The sequence below is a fragment of the Neokomagataea tanensis genome (assembly GCF_006542335.1).
In the GTDB taxonomy this organism is placed as follows: domain Bacteria; phylum Pseudomonadota; class Alphaproteobacteria; order Acetobacterales; family Acetobacteraceae; genus Gluconobacter; species Gluconobacter tanensis.
Window position 1 is genome coordinate 210,354 of sequence record NZ_CP032485.1, and the last position, 16,325, is coordinate 226,678.

Here is a 16,325-nt window from a genome sequence, read left to right on the forward strand (position 1 = left end):
ATGCCGTTACGCCCATGACGCGATCTCGGTATAACGGGGCCAGGCCGCCTCACTATGCCGATCTGCCGACTAACCAGGAGGCTTAAAGGCTATGTTTGGCCTATCCGCTTTATTCTTGGCGCGATTTCAATTCGCGTTCACAGTCGGGTTTCACATTGTATTCCCGGCTTTCTCAATCGGGCTAGCTGCCTATCTTGCCGTTCTCGAAGGCCTATGGCTGAAGACCGGTCGCGGCGCCTATCTCGACCTCTTCAAGTACTGGCTCAAAATCTTCGCCATCGTCTTCGCGATGGGCGTGGTTTCCGGGCTGGTCATGTCCTACGAATTCGGTACGAACTGGTCTCAGTTCTCGCAGAAAGCCGGACCGGTCCTCGGCCCAATGCTTGCCTACGAAGTTATGACCGCGTTCTTCTTGGAAGCAGGCTTCCTTGGCGTCATGATGTTCGGTCTTAACCGCGTTGGTAAGGGCCTGCACTTTGGCTCAACCTGCATGGTGTCCATCGGCACGCTGATCTCCATGTCGTGGATCTTGTCATCCAACTCGTGGATGCAGACGCCACAAGGCTACATCATTGACGAAGCAACAGGCCGCTTCCTGCCGAAAGATTGGCTGCAGATCATCTTCAACCCATCTTTCCCGTACCGCTTGGTACACATGGGTCTAGCTGCATTCCTCTGCGTTGCATTCATCGTTGCAGGTGTAGGTGGCTGGCACCTGCTCAAGGCTCGCCGTGAAGGCCGTGAGCCGTCCGAGCAAGTGCGCCTGATGTTCTCAATGGCCATGTGGCTGGCAGCTATCGTGTCTCCCATCCAGGTGCTCGCAGGTGACACACAAGGCCTGAACACCCTTGAATACCAGCCTGCTAAGATTGCAGCCATGGAAGGCGACTGGGAATCTGAAGGTCGCGCACCAGAAATCCTGTTCGGTATTCCGGACATGGAAACTGAAACAACGAAGTACCGTGTGGAGCTTCCACTGGTTGGTTCTTTGATCCTGACACACAGCCTCGACGGTAAAGTGCCAGGCCTTAAAGACTATCCAAAGGAAATGCGCCCATACTCACCACTGCTCTTCTTCTCCTTCCGCATCATGGTTGCGCTGGGTATGCTGATGGCTCTGGTCGGTGTCTGGTCGCTGCTGCTGCGCTGGAAAGGCCGGTTGTACGACTCAAAACTGCTCCATCGCGTAGCATTGCTGATGTCCCCTGCCGGCTTCATCGCTCTACTCTGCGGCTGGATTACGACTGAAGTTGGACGCCAACCTTTCACGGTCTATGGCTTGCTGCGCACAGACGAAAGTGCCTCTCCGGTTGCTCTCGGCAGCATCGAAACATCGATGGTTGCCTTCGTCATTGTGTACTTCATCGTTTTCGTAGGCGGCATGGGCATCCTGCTGAATGCATTCCGTCATGAGCCTCATAACAACGAAGAAGGTCCAGACGAGCATCAGCCACACATGTCTGCTGGCACCACGCAAGTCTCTCACCACCCCCGCAGCCACAGCCTGGCTGAGTAAGAAGTCAGAGAGAGAAAACGATGATAGAATCAGCCTACTGGCTTCCCGTGGTGTGGGCCGTCCTCGCGGCCACCGCCATCTTCCAATACGTTGTCCTTGACGGTTTCGACCTCGGGATCGGGGTTCTGTTCCTTAAGGAACGGAACCACGACCACCGTAACGTCATGGTTAACACTGTCGCCCCTGTCTGGGACGGCAACGAGACCTGGATGATTTTTGGCGGGGCAACGCTGTACGGCGTTTTCCCCGTTGCCTACGGAACAATCCTTCCGGCACTTTACCTGCCCATCCTGTTCATGCTCTTAGCCCTCATCCTGCGCGGCGTTGGTTTTGAGTTCCGCTTCAAGATGAAATCATCCGCAAGCCAGTTCCTTTGGGACAGCGCGTTCTGCGGTGGTTCTATCGTGGCGTCCTTTATGCAGGGTATTATTCTCGGTACGCTGGTTCAGGGCATCCCAACGAAAAACCATGTTTTCGTAGGTACGCCATTTGACTGGTTTACGCCGTTCGCACTGTTCTGCGGCCTCGCGGTCACCATCGGATACACCTTGTTGGGTTCGACATGGTTGATCTGGCGCTGTGAAGGTGAACTGCAAAAGACAATGCGCCGTGCTTCTTACGGCCTCGGCGTATTAATGCTCTTGTGCATCGTGATCGTTTCAGTCTGGACGCTGAACCTCCACACGACCTACATGGATCGTTGGTTGGTCTGGCCGCAAATTGCGCTGATTGCTCCGGTACCAGTTGCTACGGTTGTTGTCGCAGCGGGGCTGTTCCTTGGCCTGCGCCATGCACCCTCACAGTTGCTTCCATTCGTCGCAACTCTGCTGCTGTTCTTCCTGTGCTTTACAGGCTTAGGCATCAATATCTGGCCGAACATTGTTCCGCCATCGATCACCATCTGGGAAGCGTCATCACCACCACAATCTCAAGCTTTCTTGCTGGTCGGTGCGATGTTCCTGCTGCCAATCATCCTTGCGTACACAGTCTACTCTTACTACGTGTTCCGCGGGAAGGTAACGGCAGATCATCACTACCACTAAGGCATCCATGAGGGAGCGCTCACGATGAAGATTGAGTATGGTCGCCCTACAGAGGGCAAAGGAACCTTCGCTTGGCTTAAACGCGTCGGTTGGCTCCTGTTCTTCTGGATTGGCGGCGTCGCCGTCGTGAGTTGCACCGCAGAGCTCCTGAAGAAAATTATCTTCTCAGGGATGCATTAAGGTCCGTGAAAACCCCATTCCTATTAAAGGAATGGGGTTTTTTGTTAGTCTTAATGCCCGCCCGGCGTGCGGTAACTGCCACCGCCCATTGGCCCTGCAATCGTGTAGGCTGCTCCAAATTTCCCAACAGAAGATCCTGTTACGGGATCATGCAGCGAAGCTTCTGTTCCGGGCAGTTGATGCCCACCAAACAATGCAGCAACGCTCTTCTTCCACCACTGCACCACTCGCCCCGCAACAGTGTAATGCATTGGCGGCTCACGTACCGTTGAATGCGACAGCACATCCCCATGCAGAGACGGCCCAGAATGGTCTAGGAAATCTGCTTTGATGTTGGGAGCAACAAAAAGATTAATGCCCTGCCGCTTTACATTTGTACTGCGCGCACTGACTACATGCATAGACACGCATTGCATGCACAAAACGCTAAAACACACCGCACGCACGACTCCCTTCGACATGAAACCTCCATACGCGGCACGGCGCCACCTTGTGATCCTGAAGCTTTGAGGGCGTATCTCTTCTTTTGGAGAAGATTCATGCCGCCCCCCTCCTGAGAAAGGACGATATGGTCTTGCAGGTTTGTAAAAATCTTAACAGTCACACCCGCTTTTGCGCATTAAAAACGCAGTCATCTTTCAGCTAGCGTCTTTAGCGCGGCGTAACTCAGCAAAGCTCTCCACCGTCGGCGCGCGAAGAAATGGATTAACCTGACGCTCCAAGCCCAGATAAGTCGGCAAACTTGGGCGCCCCTCCGTACGAAGTGCAAAAACGCTACTTTCGTATGCCTTCAAAGCCGCATTTTCAGGCTCGATTTGCCGGGCAAAACGAATGTTGGATTCCGTGTATTCATGCCCTGCACACAATAATGTCTCATCTGGCAATGCGTCGAATAGACGTATGCTCTTAAATAATTCGTCTGCACTTCCTTCGAGCAAACGCCCGCAGCCAACGCTGAACAGAACATCGCCACAAAACAAAGCGGGTATCTGGGGCATGAAGTATGAGACATGGCCGATAGCGTGACCCGGAGTTGCAAAGACTTGAACACTCAACCCACAATCAAAAACATCCCCACCCCGGACCTCTCGGTCTAATTGAGGCATACGGGCTGTTCCAGCTCCGATCACTTCTGCGCCATATCGTTCACGCAGAATATCTGTTCCGCCGGTATGATCCGCGTGGTGATGCGTTAGTAAGATCCAATCAAGGCGCCCCTCATCCAAAACTTTCATACAGTCTTCAGCACATCCGGGATCCACCAGAATTCTTTCCCCACCAGGGCACGTGACAAGCCATGCATAATTATCACTGAGCACCGGAATCGCTTGCACTTGGTATGACATGATCGTTTCCTTTCTTCGTCGCAAAACGCTAAACAAGACCCATGCAGACACACAGGCCTCAGCCCCCGGATACCACTGCGTTTTACAACACGCCGATCGGGCAAAGGGTACAAACCCTAATTCAACGCCATCTTAACAGCCTGCATTTGCCTCCATGCTCACGCGCCATTGGCATAGGCGATGCCTCACCTTACGCCTCCTCACTGCCTGAGCACACTATTCTGGCGCGGCCAGCCCACTCATTTCACAACAAAACGTCGCAACGTGAATGCGTAGTTGATACAACGCGCTTACCTTTTGATGATTGCTCCGTGCCGCTTATTTTTGCCATTCATGCTTTGGAATTTGCGCCCTCTCCCCCGGAATTGCTCCGCGCACTGTGGAAGGCGCTGACAGATGACGGGTACCTTATACTGATTGTACCCAACCGCTCCGGGTTATGGGCGCACTCTGATCGTACACCTTTCGGCCACGGAACTCCTTTTAGCACGGGTCAGATTCAAAAATTACTCACACAAAGTCTTTTTAAAACAGACGTTAAGCGTTCGGCGCTTATAACCCCCCCTGCCTTCTCAAACACAGCTCCGGCAGGCTTTTTGAGCGCTTTGCCGCATATCTCCCCTCCACCCTTGCAGGGCTGCATCTTCTCGTCGTGCGCAAGAACCTGTACGCTGGCTTAGCATTACCCGTTGGGCACAAAGTTGTGCCAACGGCCCGACACATCACAGCTGCGGCTTGGAGCCATCAAGACCCTTCTTCATCTTGACCCACCAGCCCAGCACCGCCAAAGAGTGAACCATGTCTCTTATACAATCTTTGAAGCTCGTTCTCTCGCCGCCTCACCGCGCCGCGACCCCCTTCCTCGCAGCTGGCACAGCTGTAGCCCTTCTGGGCCGCCTTACCCCATGGCGTGCTACCCGCGCCGTCGGCAAAGCAGGTTTGGCATTCTCCGCTTTTTGCCTTTACTTCTTCCGCGATCCCAAGCGCTTCCCGCCGCAAGATGAGAGCCTTGTCATCGCACCCGCCGATGGCCGCGTGACCGGTATTTCTCTCGTTGCACCACCTGCTGCGCTTGAAATGGGCAACACACCAGTCTGGCGTGTTTCAATTTTCCTGTCCGTTTTGGATGTGCACATCAACCGTATGCCTGCCGCTGGCAAAGTAACGAAGATTGCGTACCACGCAGGCAAATTCCTGAACGCAAGCCTCGACAAGGCATCTGAGCACAATGAGCGTAACGAACTACGCCTGACGCTGGCTGATGGCCGCAATATTGGCGTAGTCCAGATCGCAGGCCTTATTGCACGCCGCATTCTGTGTTTCGTCCACGAAGGTGATGCCGTCGAAGCTGGCGAACGCTTTGGCCTTATCCGCTTTGGCTCCCGTACAGATGTGTACCTGCCTGCTGGCGTAGAGCCATTAGTTGCAAAAGGCCAAACGATGACCGGCGGTGAAACCGTCCTCGCACGGCTGTAATGAAACAGGACGCCCGCGCAGCTATGCACGCTTCACCAACCCCACGCCAAAAACGGCGCATCCGCCGCCGCCTTCGCCGCATGGGGCGCCCTGCACGCGTACGTGTGCGCGGCCCGTCCTTTAACCGGCTGATCCCCAATATTTTAACAATGTTGGGGCTCTGCGCTGGCTTGAGCGGTATGCGCTTTGCTCTGGAACATAACTTTCAGAAAGCCGTTATCGCTCTCCTCATTGCCGCATGTATTGATGGCTTAGACGGTCGAATTGCTCGCCTACTACGCGGCACTTCTCGCTTCGGTGCAGAATTCGACAGCCTCTCAGACTTTGTCTGTTTTGGCGTCGCACCTTCTTTCGCGCTGCTGATGTGGTCTTTGCAAGACGCAGGGCGCTACGCCTTCATTCCTTGCATGATGTTCACAGTCTGCATGGCTCTACGCCTTGCACGCTTTAATGCGGCTCTGGATGATGACGACAAGCCGGATTATTCAGCGAATTTTTTCACTGGTGTGCCCGCCCCAGCTGGCGCTGGCGTCGTGCTCTTTCCAATCTTTTTAGGGTTGGAAGCTGACCGTTTTGACATGCCAGCGTTATCAGCTTTCGCCCACGCACCAATCGTTTCGGCGCTATGCTTGGCCCTTACGGGCATGCTGTTAGTTTCGACGATCCCTGTGTGGTCGTTTAAAAACTTCAAAGTCCCATCGCGCTATGTTCTTCCCCTTTTGCTGGGCACAGTGCTGTTTGCAGGGTTCTTGGTTGCTGACCCGTGGGGCGCACTTGCGAGTGCTGGCATCATTTATCTAATAATGCTGCCATTCTCCCGCCGCTCGCACCGTCGCTTGCGTCAAGCTGCGGAAGAAATGACTGAGCGCGTAGAAGACGAAACGCCCGCTTAAAAGCGGGCGCCTCGTAAAAAGATACTTACTCTGTTACGTCCCATAGCCACGCTGCACCGCGTACACCTGAACTGTCCCCGTGGACATTTTTTACGATCGGTGTTGTGCATGTGGGAGTAATGACGTGTTTGCCCAACAGGCCCGGAACACGCTCATACAACGATTTCAAATTAGAAATTCCACCACCCACAACAATCACGTTCGGGTCTAGGAAGTTAATGGCCAACGCACATGCACGTGCGAATCGCTCCATGTAACGGTTTAGCGCTGCGATTGCAGCTTGGTCACCGTTCTTTGCAGCTTCTTCAATTCCCGCCGTATTTCGGTTGCCTTCGCCCAGCCAGTCAGCCGCAAGAGCCGGACCGCAGAGATAACGCTCCATACAGCCTGTGTTGCCACAGAAGCATGTACGTGCAGGCAGGTCATCCTGTGCAGGCCATGGTAGCGGAATATGACCCCACTCACCCGCAATATGATGTTGACCTTCAAGCACACGTCCACGGTTTACAATGCCTGACCCCATGCCGGTGCCAACGATGATACCGAAAACGGTTGTAGCACCCTTGCCAGCGCCATCTGCCGCTTCAGATAAAGCGAAGCAGTTTGCGTCGTTCTCGGTCCGCACAGGGCGAGCCAGAGCCGACTCCAAGTCCTGACCGAAAGGCTGATTATTCAGCCACGTCGCATTTGCGTTTTTGATCAGGCCTGTCTCTGGCGAAATAGAGCCCGGAATGCCAATTCCCAAAGTGGATGTATGCTGGCCGGCCGATACCCGATGGCTCGGTACAGCAGCCAAACGATGATCTACAGCTGAAACTAGATCACGGATAGCCACAACCATTTCGGGGTAAACACCCGGGTTAGGAATGCGCTCGCGCAGGACCAAGTCGCCCTGCCGGTTGAGCGCTGCAATCTCGATCTTCGTTCCACCAAGATCAATACCAAGACGATAATCAGCCATCGTGTACCCCGTACCTGAAAGGTCCAAACGTCGGTTGCTTTAAAAACACATGCTGCTTATGCGACGATCCTGTGTACTTCGGAAGGGCTAGGACGCATTTTTACCGCACAAATTCGCGCGACTATGACGTAATGCCGTCTCTAAAGCCTATCAAAGCCGCTAAAATAGCTCTCGGTTCAGGTGGGCAGCCATGCACAGCCCGCTGAACCCGCGTCAGGCCAGACAATCCACCCAAAGTGGCATAACTCTTTCCAAACGGCCCGCCGTCTATTGCACAACGCCCAATCGCAATCAGACAGCGCCCTGCGGGCATAGCACGCCACACTTGGTCTAATCTTTCAGCGCAGCGCCGAGAAATAGTCCCGGTCACCAGCAGCCAATCTGCGTCTTCTGCCCTATGAACGCGCCTGAAACCTGCCTGCTCCAAAGCATAGCCCCCTCCACAAAGAGCCTCCAGTTCCATCGCACAACCTTCACAGCTTCCCGTCTCAAGAAAATACACGTTGACCGGCAAAGCCCCCGCCGCACCTACTGGCGCATGCGCTCGCCAACGATGTGCATCCAAAAACGCTTCTATGATACCTAGAGCACGGCTCTTCATTGAGCCAACCCTGCAAGCGATAGCCCAAACGATCTCAGCGCTAATGGAAGCGACGCTGCATCTGTCCCTTTTAAAGCGCGCCCTAACGCAGGCATCAGTGGCATGACAGGGTCCCTCAAATGAACAGCGTCAATAATTCCGTCTTTCAAACGAACCCACGCCCAGATGTCACCACGGGCCCCCTCGGCCGTGCCCACACCCTCTCTTGTGATAGTACCGGGCACTGGAGGATGCGGGTAATTAGCCTCCCCCAAACCAAAACTGCCGAGTATCCGCTCAAGCAAACGCAACGCATCAAAAATTTCAGTCATACGGGTTGTCTGACGGGCCTTCGCATCTCCTGCGCTGGAGCCAGTTGACCTGAGCGCGTCCAAACGCATTCCATTTTCGGCGCGCCGCAAATCAAGGCTGCGCCCACTACTGCGCCCTACCGGCCCTCCAATAGCATATTCTTTGGCTGCTTCAGTCGAAACGGGTGCCACGCCAGCCAAACGTGGGGCGTAAACATCAACAAGTAACGCTAATTTAGCGAGACGCGGCTTCATGACATCCAGCACAGCCTGTGCGAGCGGCACTACCTCCAATCCCTTACGATAGCCTTCTTTTTGCACACAGTCCGTCAAACGCCGCGTGGCCCCATGCGCAGCGCAAACTTCAGCAAGTGCCTCACGCGCATGCGCGCAATGCGTGGCCAACAGCCCCGCATCCATGGCCTGCGCCGTCTGCATCACATCGTGCAAATGCACAGATACACGCTCAATTTCCAACAGTACCATCCAGCCATCCCGAATGGCAGGCTCGATGCTGCGCCCTTCCGCATGCACAAGCGCACGAGCCAGTGCGAGGGGGTAGGCTACATATCCGCCAGCAGAGATTCTTGAGACAACAGAAAAAGCATCCTCGGGCGTACGCCCGATTATTTCTCCAATAACCCCGCGATGCCCCAATCCGGCTTCACATTTTTCCAGCTCCACACCACCATTGGCTTCGTCCAGAACAACACCGAAGACACTCGTCAAACCATTTCCGTCAATCCACAACCGCTTATTGATTGTAGACCCTGCAATATGCCCACTGCCGGGGCCGGGCCGCTCGGCTAAAGGCCATGTTACATCCCATGAACCACCGTCTAAGGCTGACCGCCCATCCCCCGGCACATCCATTGCTTCCACGCCGTAAAGGTCAAAGGCCACGCGCTCGCCCCATTCTGCCATGCCGTAACGCAAAGAAGGACCAACATAGCGTTTTTCCTCAACGGGTACGCTCACCAGAAGTGGCTGGTCTCCCTCCAGCAGCATTGCATAAGCGCGGTGTTCGTCCGCCCAGAAGGAGACAAGAGGCAGACCGCTCTCTGGCATATGCCACAAACGGCTCCAAGTGGCGCTATCAACTGAAAAATGCCTGTGCGCCTGAAGCTCCCCCTCACGCACCAACCGCCCCATTTGCGTTAATGGTATCATGGTCTCCACACCGGCTCAGGATGCCATTGCAATAGCAGAGCACTCGCCAGCCCCATAGCCAAAACCCCAATATCAAACCGGCTCATAGCCAATCCTGCTCGGTGATAGTCTTTCCGTATTCGTAATAATGCAGGTAGCCACACAACAAAGAGCGCAACGCTCCAACTCAAGGGCAAAGCAAGGCCAAGCGCTAAAAAAGCTACGAAAACAGGAGACGGCGGCGCCCCTGCCCCTAACAGCAAAAGATATTCATTGTTAATCCAACGCGGTCCTGCAGCAAGCAGAAGCGCTGAAAAGCACAACAAAACAACAGCGTTCCCTGTACCAAAAGCCGCAGCGATTGCAGCCAACCCGACAAGGCCGCTTAACAACCCAATGGGTGTCTTCTGCCGGCGCGAACTCATCATTAAAAGCGTGACGAAACCCGCTGCGAGGATAATTTCTCGTACTAATGGTGCGGTATTTAATCTCCAGATTAATACGATTGCGGCGAAACGCAAAGCAACCTCTAGTAGATTTTCAGCAGTGTCCTCGTGCTCCTCAGGGACTGGGGATGGCCCCAACCCTGCCATCATTCCCAACCCCGCCGCGAGGAAAACTCCACCCAGCACGCTTCCGCCACCTAGCCCTGTTTCCGTCCCTACACCTGCTTGACGCCCCAGGGCCAGCCACGCCGCCCCCAGAGCCGCCACTACCACACCTGCGAGGCGACTTCGGGTCATATCCCACACAAAAGATGCCCGTTGCGCCCTGCTTGCTGCACGCCATGCTGATAGAACAAGGCCGGTACCGCACAGAGCGGTGACTGCAAAAACATCGCGTATATTCAAGGCCTGTAAGGCACAGCCAACGACCGCAAAAGAAAAAACCATCCCTTTGCCGACGTAATGATCATCCCCAGCGCGCAGCACAAGCAAAGGAACGAAACTCACAAGGCAAGAGCAGCCTGCTGCTAGCGGATCATTCCCGGGCAGTAACCACACGGCAAACGGCGTCAAGACCCCACCTGCAACAGCAAAGGTCATTGCCGTGCTGATCTGTCGTGAAGCAGGCGTCAAATACAAGAGAAATGCAGCCAACCACGGCCATAATGTTACCGCGAAAAGAAGACTGGCTGGCCCTGCATTAATCATACCAAGTCCCCTTCAACACGCCGCCATGCCAAACGCGGCAACAGGACAAGGCCGAACACAAAAAACACAACAGACAACGCAATACTGGCGACCAGGAAAAACCACGAGTGAAGCACACATGCCAGAACAAGTAAGCCACATGCTGCACGTATGAAGCCCGAGAATTGCACAAGAACGGGCCCGCTTACTGCCCCGCATAACCCAGTCAAAACCACCCCTGTTGCCAAGGTTGCCGCCAAACCAAGCGTGGCACCACTCAACCCCAATGCCAGCAACAAAACCATTGCACCGATGATGGGCCAAATAGCCTCACGCTCAGGCCTGTGCGGGGCAAATTGTTGCAACCATCGCCAAGTTCCTATGGACAACACCAAAAGAGCCGCAGCAGTTGTGAGCCACAATAAACCGCTGCTCACAGTCCCGCCGCTCAAGGCGCATAAAACACCGTAAAACGGCAAGCTACGTCCATCACGCCCAATACTTGCGAGCCCAAGAAGCAATAATATCCCGAAACAGAGGATCACGTCGCAGCCCTTCCTGATAATGCCAGCAACAACGCCATCCCAATAAAGAGAACAGCAACTCGACCAACGCGCTCCTGCTTTATTACACGCAAAAGATTTACAATAACCAACCCAACCGACAGGCGCGCGAGAAGCCCCGCCGGTGCCAAACACCACGATAAAAACGTACCATCAAACGTGCCAATTAAACCCGGCAAACCGATATCAATCAGCAGCAAGAACCAAGCACTATCGAGTAACGCAGCTATATGCCGCGCCATATCCACCTCAAACCGGACGTCACTTGCCCCACGCTCTAACCCTCGCCCCGGCGGCAAAGGCCGTAAAGGCGGGCACGCGACGGCCAGTGCAACAGCAATACAAGCAAGTGCCCCTTCTAACCCAGGTACTGGCTCTACCTGCAAATTGGCGCATAAACCCGAAAGGCCATCACTACCCGGCGCCGCCAAAGCAATCAGGGCCTCGGTAGCACCAAGAATAATTAACCCAAGCCCGGCATAACGCCATTCAACACGTAAAAGCACCACAGCTGCTGGCTGCGCACCGTCCCACAGCGCTTCAGATGTCAAAGCTAGGCGCCCAGCAAGTAGTAAGCAGCCCAGAACCAAAGGGTCAGCCAACCCCGATAAAAGATTATCTGCGCTCAAAAAAGGCAGGCTAAGCGACGCGATCAAGGCCACGATGAGCGTAAAGGCCTGCAAAACGGACAAGCGCCGTCCCCACATCATGCCCCAGCCGGACCAAAAGCCGCGCCAACGTAGCGGGGCTACGGCACGCCCCATCAGCCATTGCGGGGCATCACGCAAGCACCACGACAAAACGGGAGAAAAAAATACAAAAACAGCGAGTTGCAGAAAAGATACCAGAGCCGCAAATGCATAATGCCCTATCATGCTTGAGCCCCTAAAACGGCCAGAATTACAGCCAAAACAACTAACCACCACCCTAACGAAGTACCACCTTCACGCAGCAATGGACCTATAAACGATGACAATGCCTCGTTGTGTCCATTGAGCTTCATCAGGTCCTGCCCAGACCGCCGCAGCACGACAACAATACGCCGTAACGACCAAGGCAGCCGCAGATTAAAAGCGGGCAGCATGGTCCCTTCCGGCAAAACCCACCCCGAGCCCAGCGTTGCGCCGCCACGATTGCGGCGAACAAAAACCCAGAGAAAAAGACTTATAATCAGTGCCATAGCACCAATACGCAAAAAAGCACCATCTCCCGCTCCATAGGCTGCAAGCGGCGCGTCCGCAGTTCCCAACCAGTATTTTTGCACTCCAATCAATAGGAACATAAGCGCGGCGATAATGCCGAAAAATTTCATCGCGTCGACACGCGTTATGGAACTTGATGTGCGCCTACCCGCGCATATCTCCCACAGCTCCAATACGCCCAACCCGCCAAGAACCAGTGCACAAACCATGGATGGGACAGCCCAGCCCGCAGCCCCAGACGTCAAATCAAATGCTGTATGTATTCCCGCCCACAGAACGACAAAACCCGGCATTGGCGGAACTGGCAGCGCCAAAACCCTCAATGCTTTCCAATGACGGGCTGGCCAAGAACCAAGCCACTGAACCACCAAGTCCAGTACTCCCACTACCAGTGCTGATTGTGCCGCTGGCTCCAAGCCCTCGTGCTGCGCAGCCCCTGCCAGCGCAACCAACAAAGCAGGCCGCATCATTCGAGCAGCGCCAAAATCAGCGCGCTCTCCCATCGCCGTGCGAAGCGCCAGCAACACCGCTAAGACGCAGCACAGCAACACGGAGATGAGCGGAGTTGATCCACCATTCTTCCAGACAAGCACAGCGGCCACGCTGGCGACGCAGGGCAAAGTCGCCTCATTCGCGCGTACCCAGCGTGCGTAATTCGTCGCTCGATCCCCTGTTATCCATGGCCAAAACAGCACAGGCAGGAAGGCCGCAACTCCCCAAATTTGCGAGGGGAACAAAACAAGCATGCCAAGCGCGAGCACCTGCCACCACGGAGGCGCACCCCGCCCGCCCGTAGCTGTCACCACACCCAACAACAGAGCGGCAACAACAGGAGACATCAACACGCTCAGACCAATAATGCACAGAAGTGATACGGCACCACGCGTGCGGCGCTCATCCCCCAGAGCCGCGCAAATACCGGGAGCCGCAAGCCAGTAAGGCACTGTATCGCGGCAAATAAAATCTATGAGCGCCACTAGAACTCCACCCGTATCACTAAATGTTACGGGCGGACTTATGCCAACCCCTTCAAATCATTGCGAGAGATAGCTTGCGGCGAGGAGGAGGGAAAGCACGATCAAGCACGGCGATATCCTCAACACTCAAATTAATCTCTTGGGCCGCGATGTTGTACCGGACATGTTCGACCTGACCAGCCTTCGGAATAGCCAAAACATTATTGCCCCGCAAAACAAACGCAAGAGCAATTTGTGCGGGCGTCGCTGGCCCCAAAGATGTTTCGTGCTTCATCGCAACTTGCGCGAGGGCACTTTGCTGCAATAGCGCCCCTCCTTGACCCAAGGGAGAATAGGCCATCGTTACCACCCCAGCCTCACGATCTCGTCTCAGCAGATCAAACTCTACCCCCCGATGCTCCAAACTGTACAAAATCTGATTTGCTGCACAATCGTCTGACACTGAGTGGACCTCATCCATCTCAGCGACATCGAAGTTGGACACACCCCACGCGCCAATCAGACCGTCCTCCTCCAACGTCTGGAATGCGCGGATCGTTTCTTCCAACGGTTCTCCTCCAACCCAATGGAGCAGGTAGAGATCTAATCTTTCCACGCCCAAATGACGCAGTGAGCGCGTACAAGCCCTGAGCGTCCCCTCATATGAGGCATTTGACGGTAGAACCTTGCTGACAAGAAACACTTCATCGCGGCAATCGCTGATCGCCTCCCCGACAAGTTTTTCGGAACGGCCTGCGCCGTACATCTCCGCCGTATCAATCACTTTCAGACCGGCTTCGATGCCGGCTCTCAAGCTTTCAATTTCTTTGAGGCGCTTCTGCGGGGTATCCCCCACATTCCAGGTCCCCATTCCCAATGCAGGAACGGTGACGCCATTGCGGAACGTAACGGTTTTCATGGAGCATCTCCCACAAGTGTCAGATTGCTCTTTGACGCTACGCTCGTTCGGACCGTGATTAAAGCATTAGCTTTAACCCGCTTTCGCCCAGCCTCTCTCGCCTTGCTTCCAATAAACTAGCTTATGACCTGCGCTTTTAAGAGCTTTCCAGCGCTGGCGCGCCCGTTTGACCTGCTGCTCGTCATGGCCATCAAAAACATCAAATACACGTGTAAAAGATTTTAAATCTTCAGGTCCTGCACCATCAATCCGAAACAGGAATCTCGCCCCATTGGGGACATCACTTTCTGCCGTGAGCCAAATTGGCTGCCATTCTGCATGGCCTGTTTTTTCGGTTCCATGTGGTAGCCAAATTGGTTCTTTAGCGGCCCATAAACTGGCATCCAGTGCTGAGACCTGTTCTGTGCTTGTGCAGCACACAACAGCCCGCTCCCCTACGTCCAGAGTCTTACCAAGCAAAGCCGGCAAAACATGCTCTAACGTAGCGCGTGTCAGGTGGTAAAAACCAATCTCAACAGCTGAAGACATTGTTAGCCTTGCGCTTCAATATCCCGCACATAGCGGTCCAATAGACGTACACCAAAACCAGTCGCCCCCTTAGGCGTCACAGCCTCGGCTTTGCTCTTATATGCCGTGCCAGCAATATCGAGATGCGCCCACGCTGTATTTCCAACGAAGCGCTGCAAGAAGCATGCCGCCAAGATAGCACTGCCCGGACGCCCACCGATATTTTTCATGTCGGCAATGTCTGTGTCGATTTGCTTGTCGTATGCTGGCCCCATTGGCATGCGCCACAGTTTCTCATCAACGCTTGTACCTGCATTCGAAAGTGCCGAAGCCAGCCCGTCGTTATTGCTGAACAAACCGGCATGCTCCGTACCCAAACTGACGACGATTGCACCGGTCAGGGTCGCAAGGTTGACCATCACGCGAGGTTCAAAACGCTCCTTTGTATAGGACAGCGCATCGGCAAGCACTAAACGCCCCTCTGCATCTGTGTTCAGAACTTCAATAGTTTGGCCACTATGGCTCATTACAACATCCCCCGGACGCTGCGCCGTGCCGGAGACCATGTTTTCAACGAGCCCGACAACACCAATGGCGTTCACTTTCGCTTTTCGCTGCGCCAAAGTTGAGAGTAAGCCCACGACAGCAGCAGCGCCGCCCATATCCGCTTTCATCTCGTCCATACCAGCTGCTGGCTTGATAGAAATGCCCCCACTATCGAAAGTGACGCCTTTACCGACAAAAGCGAGCGGCGCTTCATCTCCACCGCCATCATGACGCATGATCACAAGACGTGGTGGCGTCGCACTGCCTTGAGCCACGCCCAAGAGCGCACCAAAACCCAGCTCGGCCATTGCCTGCTCATCCAGCACTTCAATTTTAAGGCCCAACTCCTCCAGCTCAACGATACGGTCAGCGAACGTCACAGGGTTGAGCACATTTGCAGGCTCGTTCACCAAATCACGCGCGAGGTAGACACCTGTGCCGACAGCGCCCAAATCGGCCCAGCGCGCCTGCGCCTCATCACCTGCAACAACACTCAAGTGACTAAGAACTTTCTTTGGTACATTCTTCGTCCGATACGCCGTGAAGCTATAAGCCCCAAGGACGGCACCCAGCGCTGCTTCCGGAGCAAATTTTTCAAGTGCTGGCGCCATCATCAACACAGCGTCTTCCACACCGTTCAACGCGCGAACGGCTGATGCACCCGCCTGTTCAACACCAGTCGCCACGACTTTGGACGCGCCCTTTTCAGCAGCACCGACCAACACCAACTGCGTCAACGCCGCCGAAGGAGCAATTAACGTCAAAACCTGCCCGACTTCACCCTTGAACTCTTTTTGCACAACAGCACGCTGAACCGCACCACCGCACAATGCATCAAGGCTTTTCAGATCTTCCGGGGCTGCGGATGCGCAGATGAACGCAACAGCCCGAGGAGTGGCATCATCCAGCGCGAGTGACGGAACAAAAGATACGTCGAGCATAACAACCGATCTCCGAAACATTCATCTTCAATAATCTAGCCCGTTATCGGAGAGCCTCTCGCTGCATACAAGGGGCAAGAAGCAAAGAAAGATTACCTTTCTT

Annotated in this window: 18 protein-coding genes; 6 read left to right on the plus strand and 12 right to left on the minus strand. The window is 54.6% G+C overall.

What is annotated here, in order from left to right; genetic code table 11:
* Positions 1 to 91: 91 nt before the first annotated feature.
* From D5366_RS01005 to D5366_RS01015, 3 genes are read left to right on the plus strand one after another with little or no spacing between them, the layout of a single operon-like run.
* Positions 92 to 1,516 (plus strand): cytochrome ubiquinol oxidase subunit I, encoded by a 1,425-nt coding sequence (locus D5366_RS01005; protein WP_141491913.1) that lies wholly within the window; start codon positions 92 to 94, stop codon positions 1,514 to 1,516.
* A 20-nt stretch (positions 1,517 to 1,536) separates the two neighbouring features.
* Complete coding sequence (cydB, locus tag D5366_RS01010) at positions 1,537 to 2,559, plus strand: cytochrome d ubiquinol oxidase subunit II (RefSeq protein ID WP_141491914.1); 1,023 nt, start codon at positions 1,537 to 1,539, stop codon at positions 2,557 to 2,559.
* Positions 2,560 to 2,583: 24 nt separating this feature from the next.
* On the plus strand, positions 2,584 to 2,739 hold the full coding sequence (locus D5366_RS01015) for a DUF2474 domain-containing protein (protein WP_141491915.1): 156 nt from the start codon (positions 2,584 to 2,586) through the stop codon (positions 2,737 to 2,739).
* Between the two features lie 50 nt (positions 2,740 to 2,789).
* On the opposite strand, the gene D5366_RS01020 is transcribed toward D5366_RS01015, so the two are convergent.
* Positions 2,790 to 3,200 (minus strand): hypothetical protein, encoded by a 411-nt coding sequence (locus D5366_RS01020; RefSeq protein WP_141491916.1) that lies wholly within the window; start codon positions 3,198 to 3,200, stop codon positions 2,790 to 2,792.
* 177 nt (positions 3,201 to 3,377) lie between these two features.
* Positions 3,378 to 4,085 (minus strand): hydroxyacylglutathione hydrolase, encoded by a 708-nt coding sequence (gene gloB / locus D5366_RS01025; RefSeq protein ID WP_141491917.1) that lies wholly within the window; start codon positions 4,083 to 4,085, stop codon positions 3,378 to 3,380.
* Positions 4,086 to 4,126: 41 nt separating this feature from the next.
* Here gloB and D5366_RS01030 point away from each other — a divergent pair, with 41 nt between their 5' ends.
* The 3 genes from D5366_RS01030 (at position 4,127) to D5366_RS01040 (ending at position 6,454) form a co-directional block, all read left to right on the plus strand.
* The gene (locus D5366_RS01030) at positions 4,127 to 4,765 is read left to right on the plus strand and encodes a class I SAM-dependent methyltransferase (protein ID WP_141491918.1); all 639 of its coding nucleotides are present in this window, start codon (positions 4,127 to 4,129) and stop codon (positions 4,763 to 4,765) included.
* 118 nt (positions 4,766 to 4,883) lie between these two features.
* Complete coding sequence (locus D5366_RS01035; protein ID WP_141491919.1) at positions 4,884 to 5,561, plus strand: phosphatidylserine decarboxylase; 678 nt, start codon at positions 4,884 to 4,886, stop codon at positions 5,559 to 5,561.
* A 23-nt stretch (positions 5,562 to 5,584) separates the two neighbouring features.
* Positions 5,585 to 6,454 carry a CDP-alcohol phosphatidyltransferase family protein gene (locus D5366_RS01040; RefSeq protein ID WP_141491920.1) on the plus strand — a complete coding sequence of 290 codons (870 nt, stop codon included), beginning with the start codon at positions 5,585 to 5,587 and terminating at the stop codon, positions 6,452 to 6,454.
* 25 nt (positions 6,455 to 6,479) lie between these two features.
* Here the strand turns inward: D5366_RS01040 and D5366_RS01045 are convergent, their stop codons facing one another.
* The 10 genes from D5366_RS01045 to D5366_RS01090 form a co-directional block, all read right to left on the minus strand.
* On the minus strand, positions 6,480 to 7,415 hold the full coding sequence (locus D5366_RS01045; RefSeq protein WP_141491921.1) for an ROK family protein: 936 nt from the start codon (positions 7,413 to 7,415) through the stop codon (positions 6,480 to 6,482).
* Positions 7,416 to 7,536: 121 nt separating this feature from the next.
* A complete protein-coding gene (locus D5366_RS01050) occupies positions 7,537 to 8,016 on the minus strand; it encodes an NADH-quinone oxidoreductase subunit B family protein (protein WP_141491922.1) in 480 nt (159 codons plus the stop codon).
* Positions 8,013 to 9,476, minus strand: coding sequence for an NADH-quinone oxidoreductase subunit D-related protein (locus D5366_RS01055; RefSeq protein WP_141491923.1), 1,464 nt, complete (start codon positions 9,474 to 9,476; stop codon positions 8,013 to 8,015). The genes D5366_RS01050 and D5366_RS01055 overlap by 4 nt, the downstream gene beginning before the upstream one ends.
* Positions 9,473 to 10,609 (minus strand): hypothetical protein, encoded by a 1,137-nt coding sequence (locus D5366_RS01060; RefSeq protein ID WP_141491924.1) that lies wholly within the window; start codon positions 10,607 to 10,609, stop codon positions 9,473 to 9,475. The genes D5366_RS01055 and D5366_RS01060 overlap by 4 nt, the downstream gene beginning before the upstream one ends.
* Entirely contained in the window at positions 10,606 to 11,133 is a 528-nt protein-coding gene (locus D5366_RS01065) for a hypothetical protein (RefSeq protein ID WP_141491925.1), read from the minus strand. The genes D5366_RS01060 and D5366_RS01065 overlap by 4 nt, the downstream gene beginning before the upstream one ends.
* Positions 11,130 to 12,026: a hypothetical protein gene (locus D5366_RS01070; protein ID WP_141491926.1), complete on the minus strand. Its 897-nt coding sequence runs from the start codon at positions 12,024 to 12,026 to the stop codon at positions 11,130 to 11,132. Before D5366_RS01070 ends, D5366_RS01065 begins: the two co-directional genes overlap by 4 nt.
* Positions 12,023 to 13,330 carry a hypothetical protein gene (locus tag D5366_RS01075; RefSeq protein WP_141491927.1) on the minus strand — a complete coding sequence of 436 codons (1,308 nt, stop codon included), beginning with the start codon at positions 13,328 to 13,330 and terminating at the stop codon, positions 12,023 to 12,025. The genes D5366_RS01070 and D5366_RS01075 overlap by 4 nt, the downstream gene beginning before the upstream one ends.
* 52 nt (positions 13,331 to 13,382) lie before the next feature.
* Positions 13,383 to 14,228, minus strand: coding sequence for an aldo/keto reductase (locus D5366_RS01080; RefSeq protein WP_141491928.1), 846 nt, complete (start codon positions 14,226 to 14,228; stop codon positions 13,383 to 13,385).
* Positions 14,229 to 14,300: 72 nt separating this feature from the next.
* Positions 14,301 to 14,756, minus strand: coding sequence for a DNA polymerase III subunit chi (locus D5366_RS01085; RefSeq protein ID WP_141491929.1), 456 nt, complete (start codon positions 14,754 to 14,756; stop codon positions 14,301 to 14,303).
* 2 nt (positions 14,757 to 14,758) lie between these two features.
* A complete protein-coding gene (locus D5366_RS01090) occupies positions 14,759 to 16,222 on the minus strand; it encodes a leucyl aminopeptidase (RefSeq protein WP_141491930.1) in 1,464 nt (487 codons plus the stop codon).
* Positions 16,223 to 16,325: the final 103 nt, after the last annotated feature.

Bases quoted from the DNA above. Each gene is read 5' to 3' on its own strand.
- D5366_RS01005 (WP_141491913.1), top strand. From the start codon at position 92: ATGTTTGGCCTATCCGCTTTATTCTTGGCGCGATTTCAATTCGCGTTC.
- cydB (WP_141491914.1), top strand. From the start codon at position 1,537: ATGATAGAATCAGCCTACTGGCTTCCCGTGGTGTGGGCCGTCCTCGCG.
- D5366_RS01015 (WP_141491915.1), top strand. From the start codon at position 2,584: ATGAAGATTGAGTATGGTCGCCCTACAGAGGGCAAAGGAACCTTCGCT.
- D5366_RS01020 (WP_141491916.1), bottom strand. From the start codon at position 3,200: ATGTCGAAGGGAGTCGTGCGTGCGGTGTGTTTTAGCGTTTTGTGCATG.
- gloB (WP_141491917.1), bottom strand. From the start codon at position 4,085: ATGTCATACCAAGTGCAAGCGATTCCGGTGCTCAGTGATAATTATGCA.
- D5366_RS01030 (WP_141491918.1), top strand. From the start codon at position 4,127: ATGCAGACACACAGGCCTCAGCCCCCGGATACCACTGCGTTTTACAAC.
- D5366_RS01035 (WP_141491919.1), top strand. From the start codon at position 4,884: ATGTCTCTTATACAATCTTTGAAGCTCGTTCTCTCGCCGCCTCACCGC.
- D5366_RS01040 (WP_141491920.1), top strand. From the start codon at position 5,585: ATGCACGCTTCACCAACCCCACGCCAAAAACGGCGCATCCGCCGCCGC.
- D5366_RS01045 (WP_141491921.1), bottom strand. From the start codon at position 7,415: ATGGCTGATTATCGTCTTGGTATTGATCTTGGTGGAACGAAGATCGAG.
- D5366_RS01050 (WP_141491922.1), bottom strand. From the start codon at position 8,016: ATGAAGAGCCGTGCTCTAGGTATCATAGAAGCGTTTTTGGATGCACAT.
- D5366_RS01055 (WP_141491923.1), bottom strand. From the start codon at position 9,476: ATGATACCATTAACGCAAATGGGGCGGTTGGTGCGTGAGGGGGAGCTT.
- D5366_RS01060 (WP_141491924.1), bottom strand. From the start codon at position 10,609: ATGATTAATGCAGGGCCAGCCAGTCTTCTTTTCGCGGTAACATTATGG.
- D5366_RS01070 (WP_141491926.1), bottom strand. From the start codon at position 12,026: ATGATAGGGCATTATGCATTTGCGGCTCTGGTATCTTTTCTGCAACTC.
- D5366_RS01080 (WP_141491928.1), bottom strand. From the start codon at position 14,228: ATGAAAACCGTTACGTTCCGCAATGGCGTCACCGTTCCTGCATTGGGA.
- D5366_RS01085 (WP_141491929.1), bottom strand. From the start codon at position 14,756: ATGTCTTCAGCTGTTGAGATTGGTTTTTACCACCTGACACGCGCTACG.
- D5366_RS01090 (WP_141491930.1), bottom strand. From the start codon at position 16,222: ATGCTCGACGTATCTTTTGTTCCGTCACTCGCGCTGGATGATGCCACT.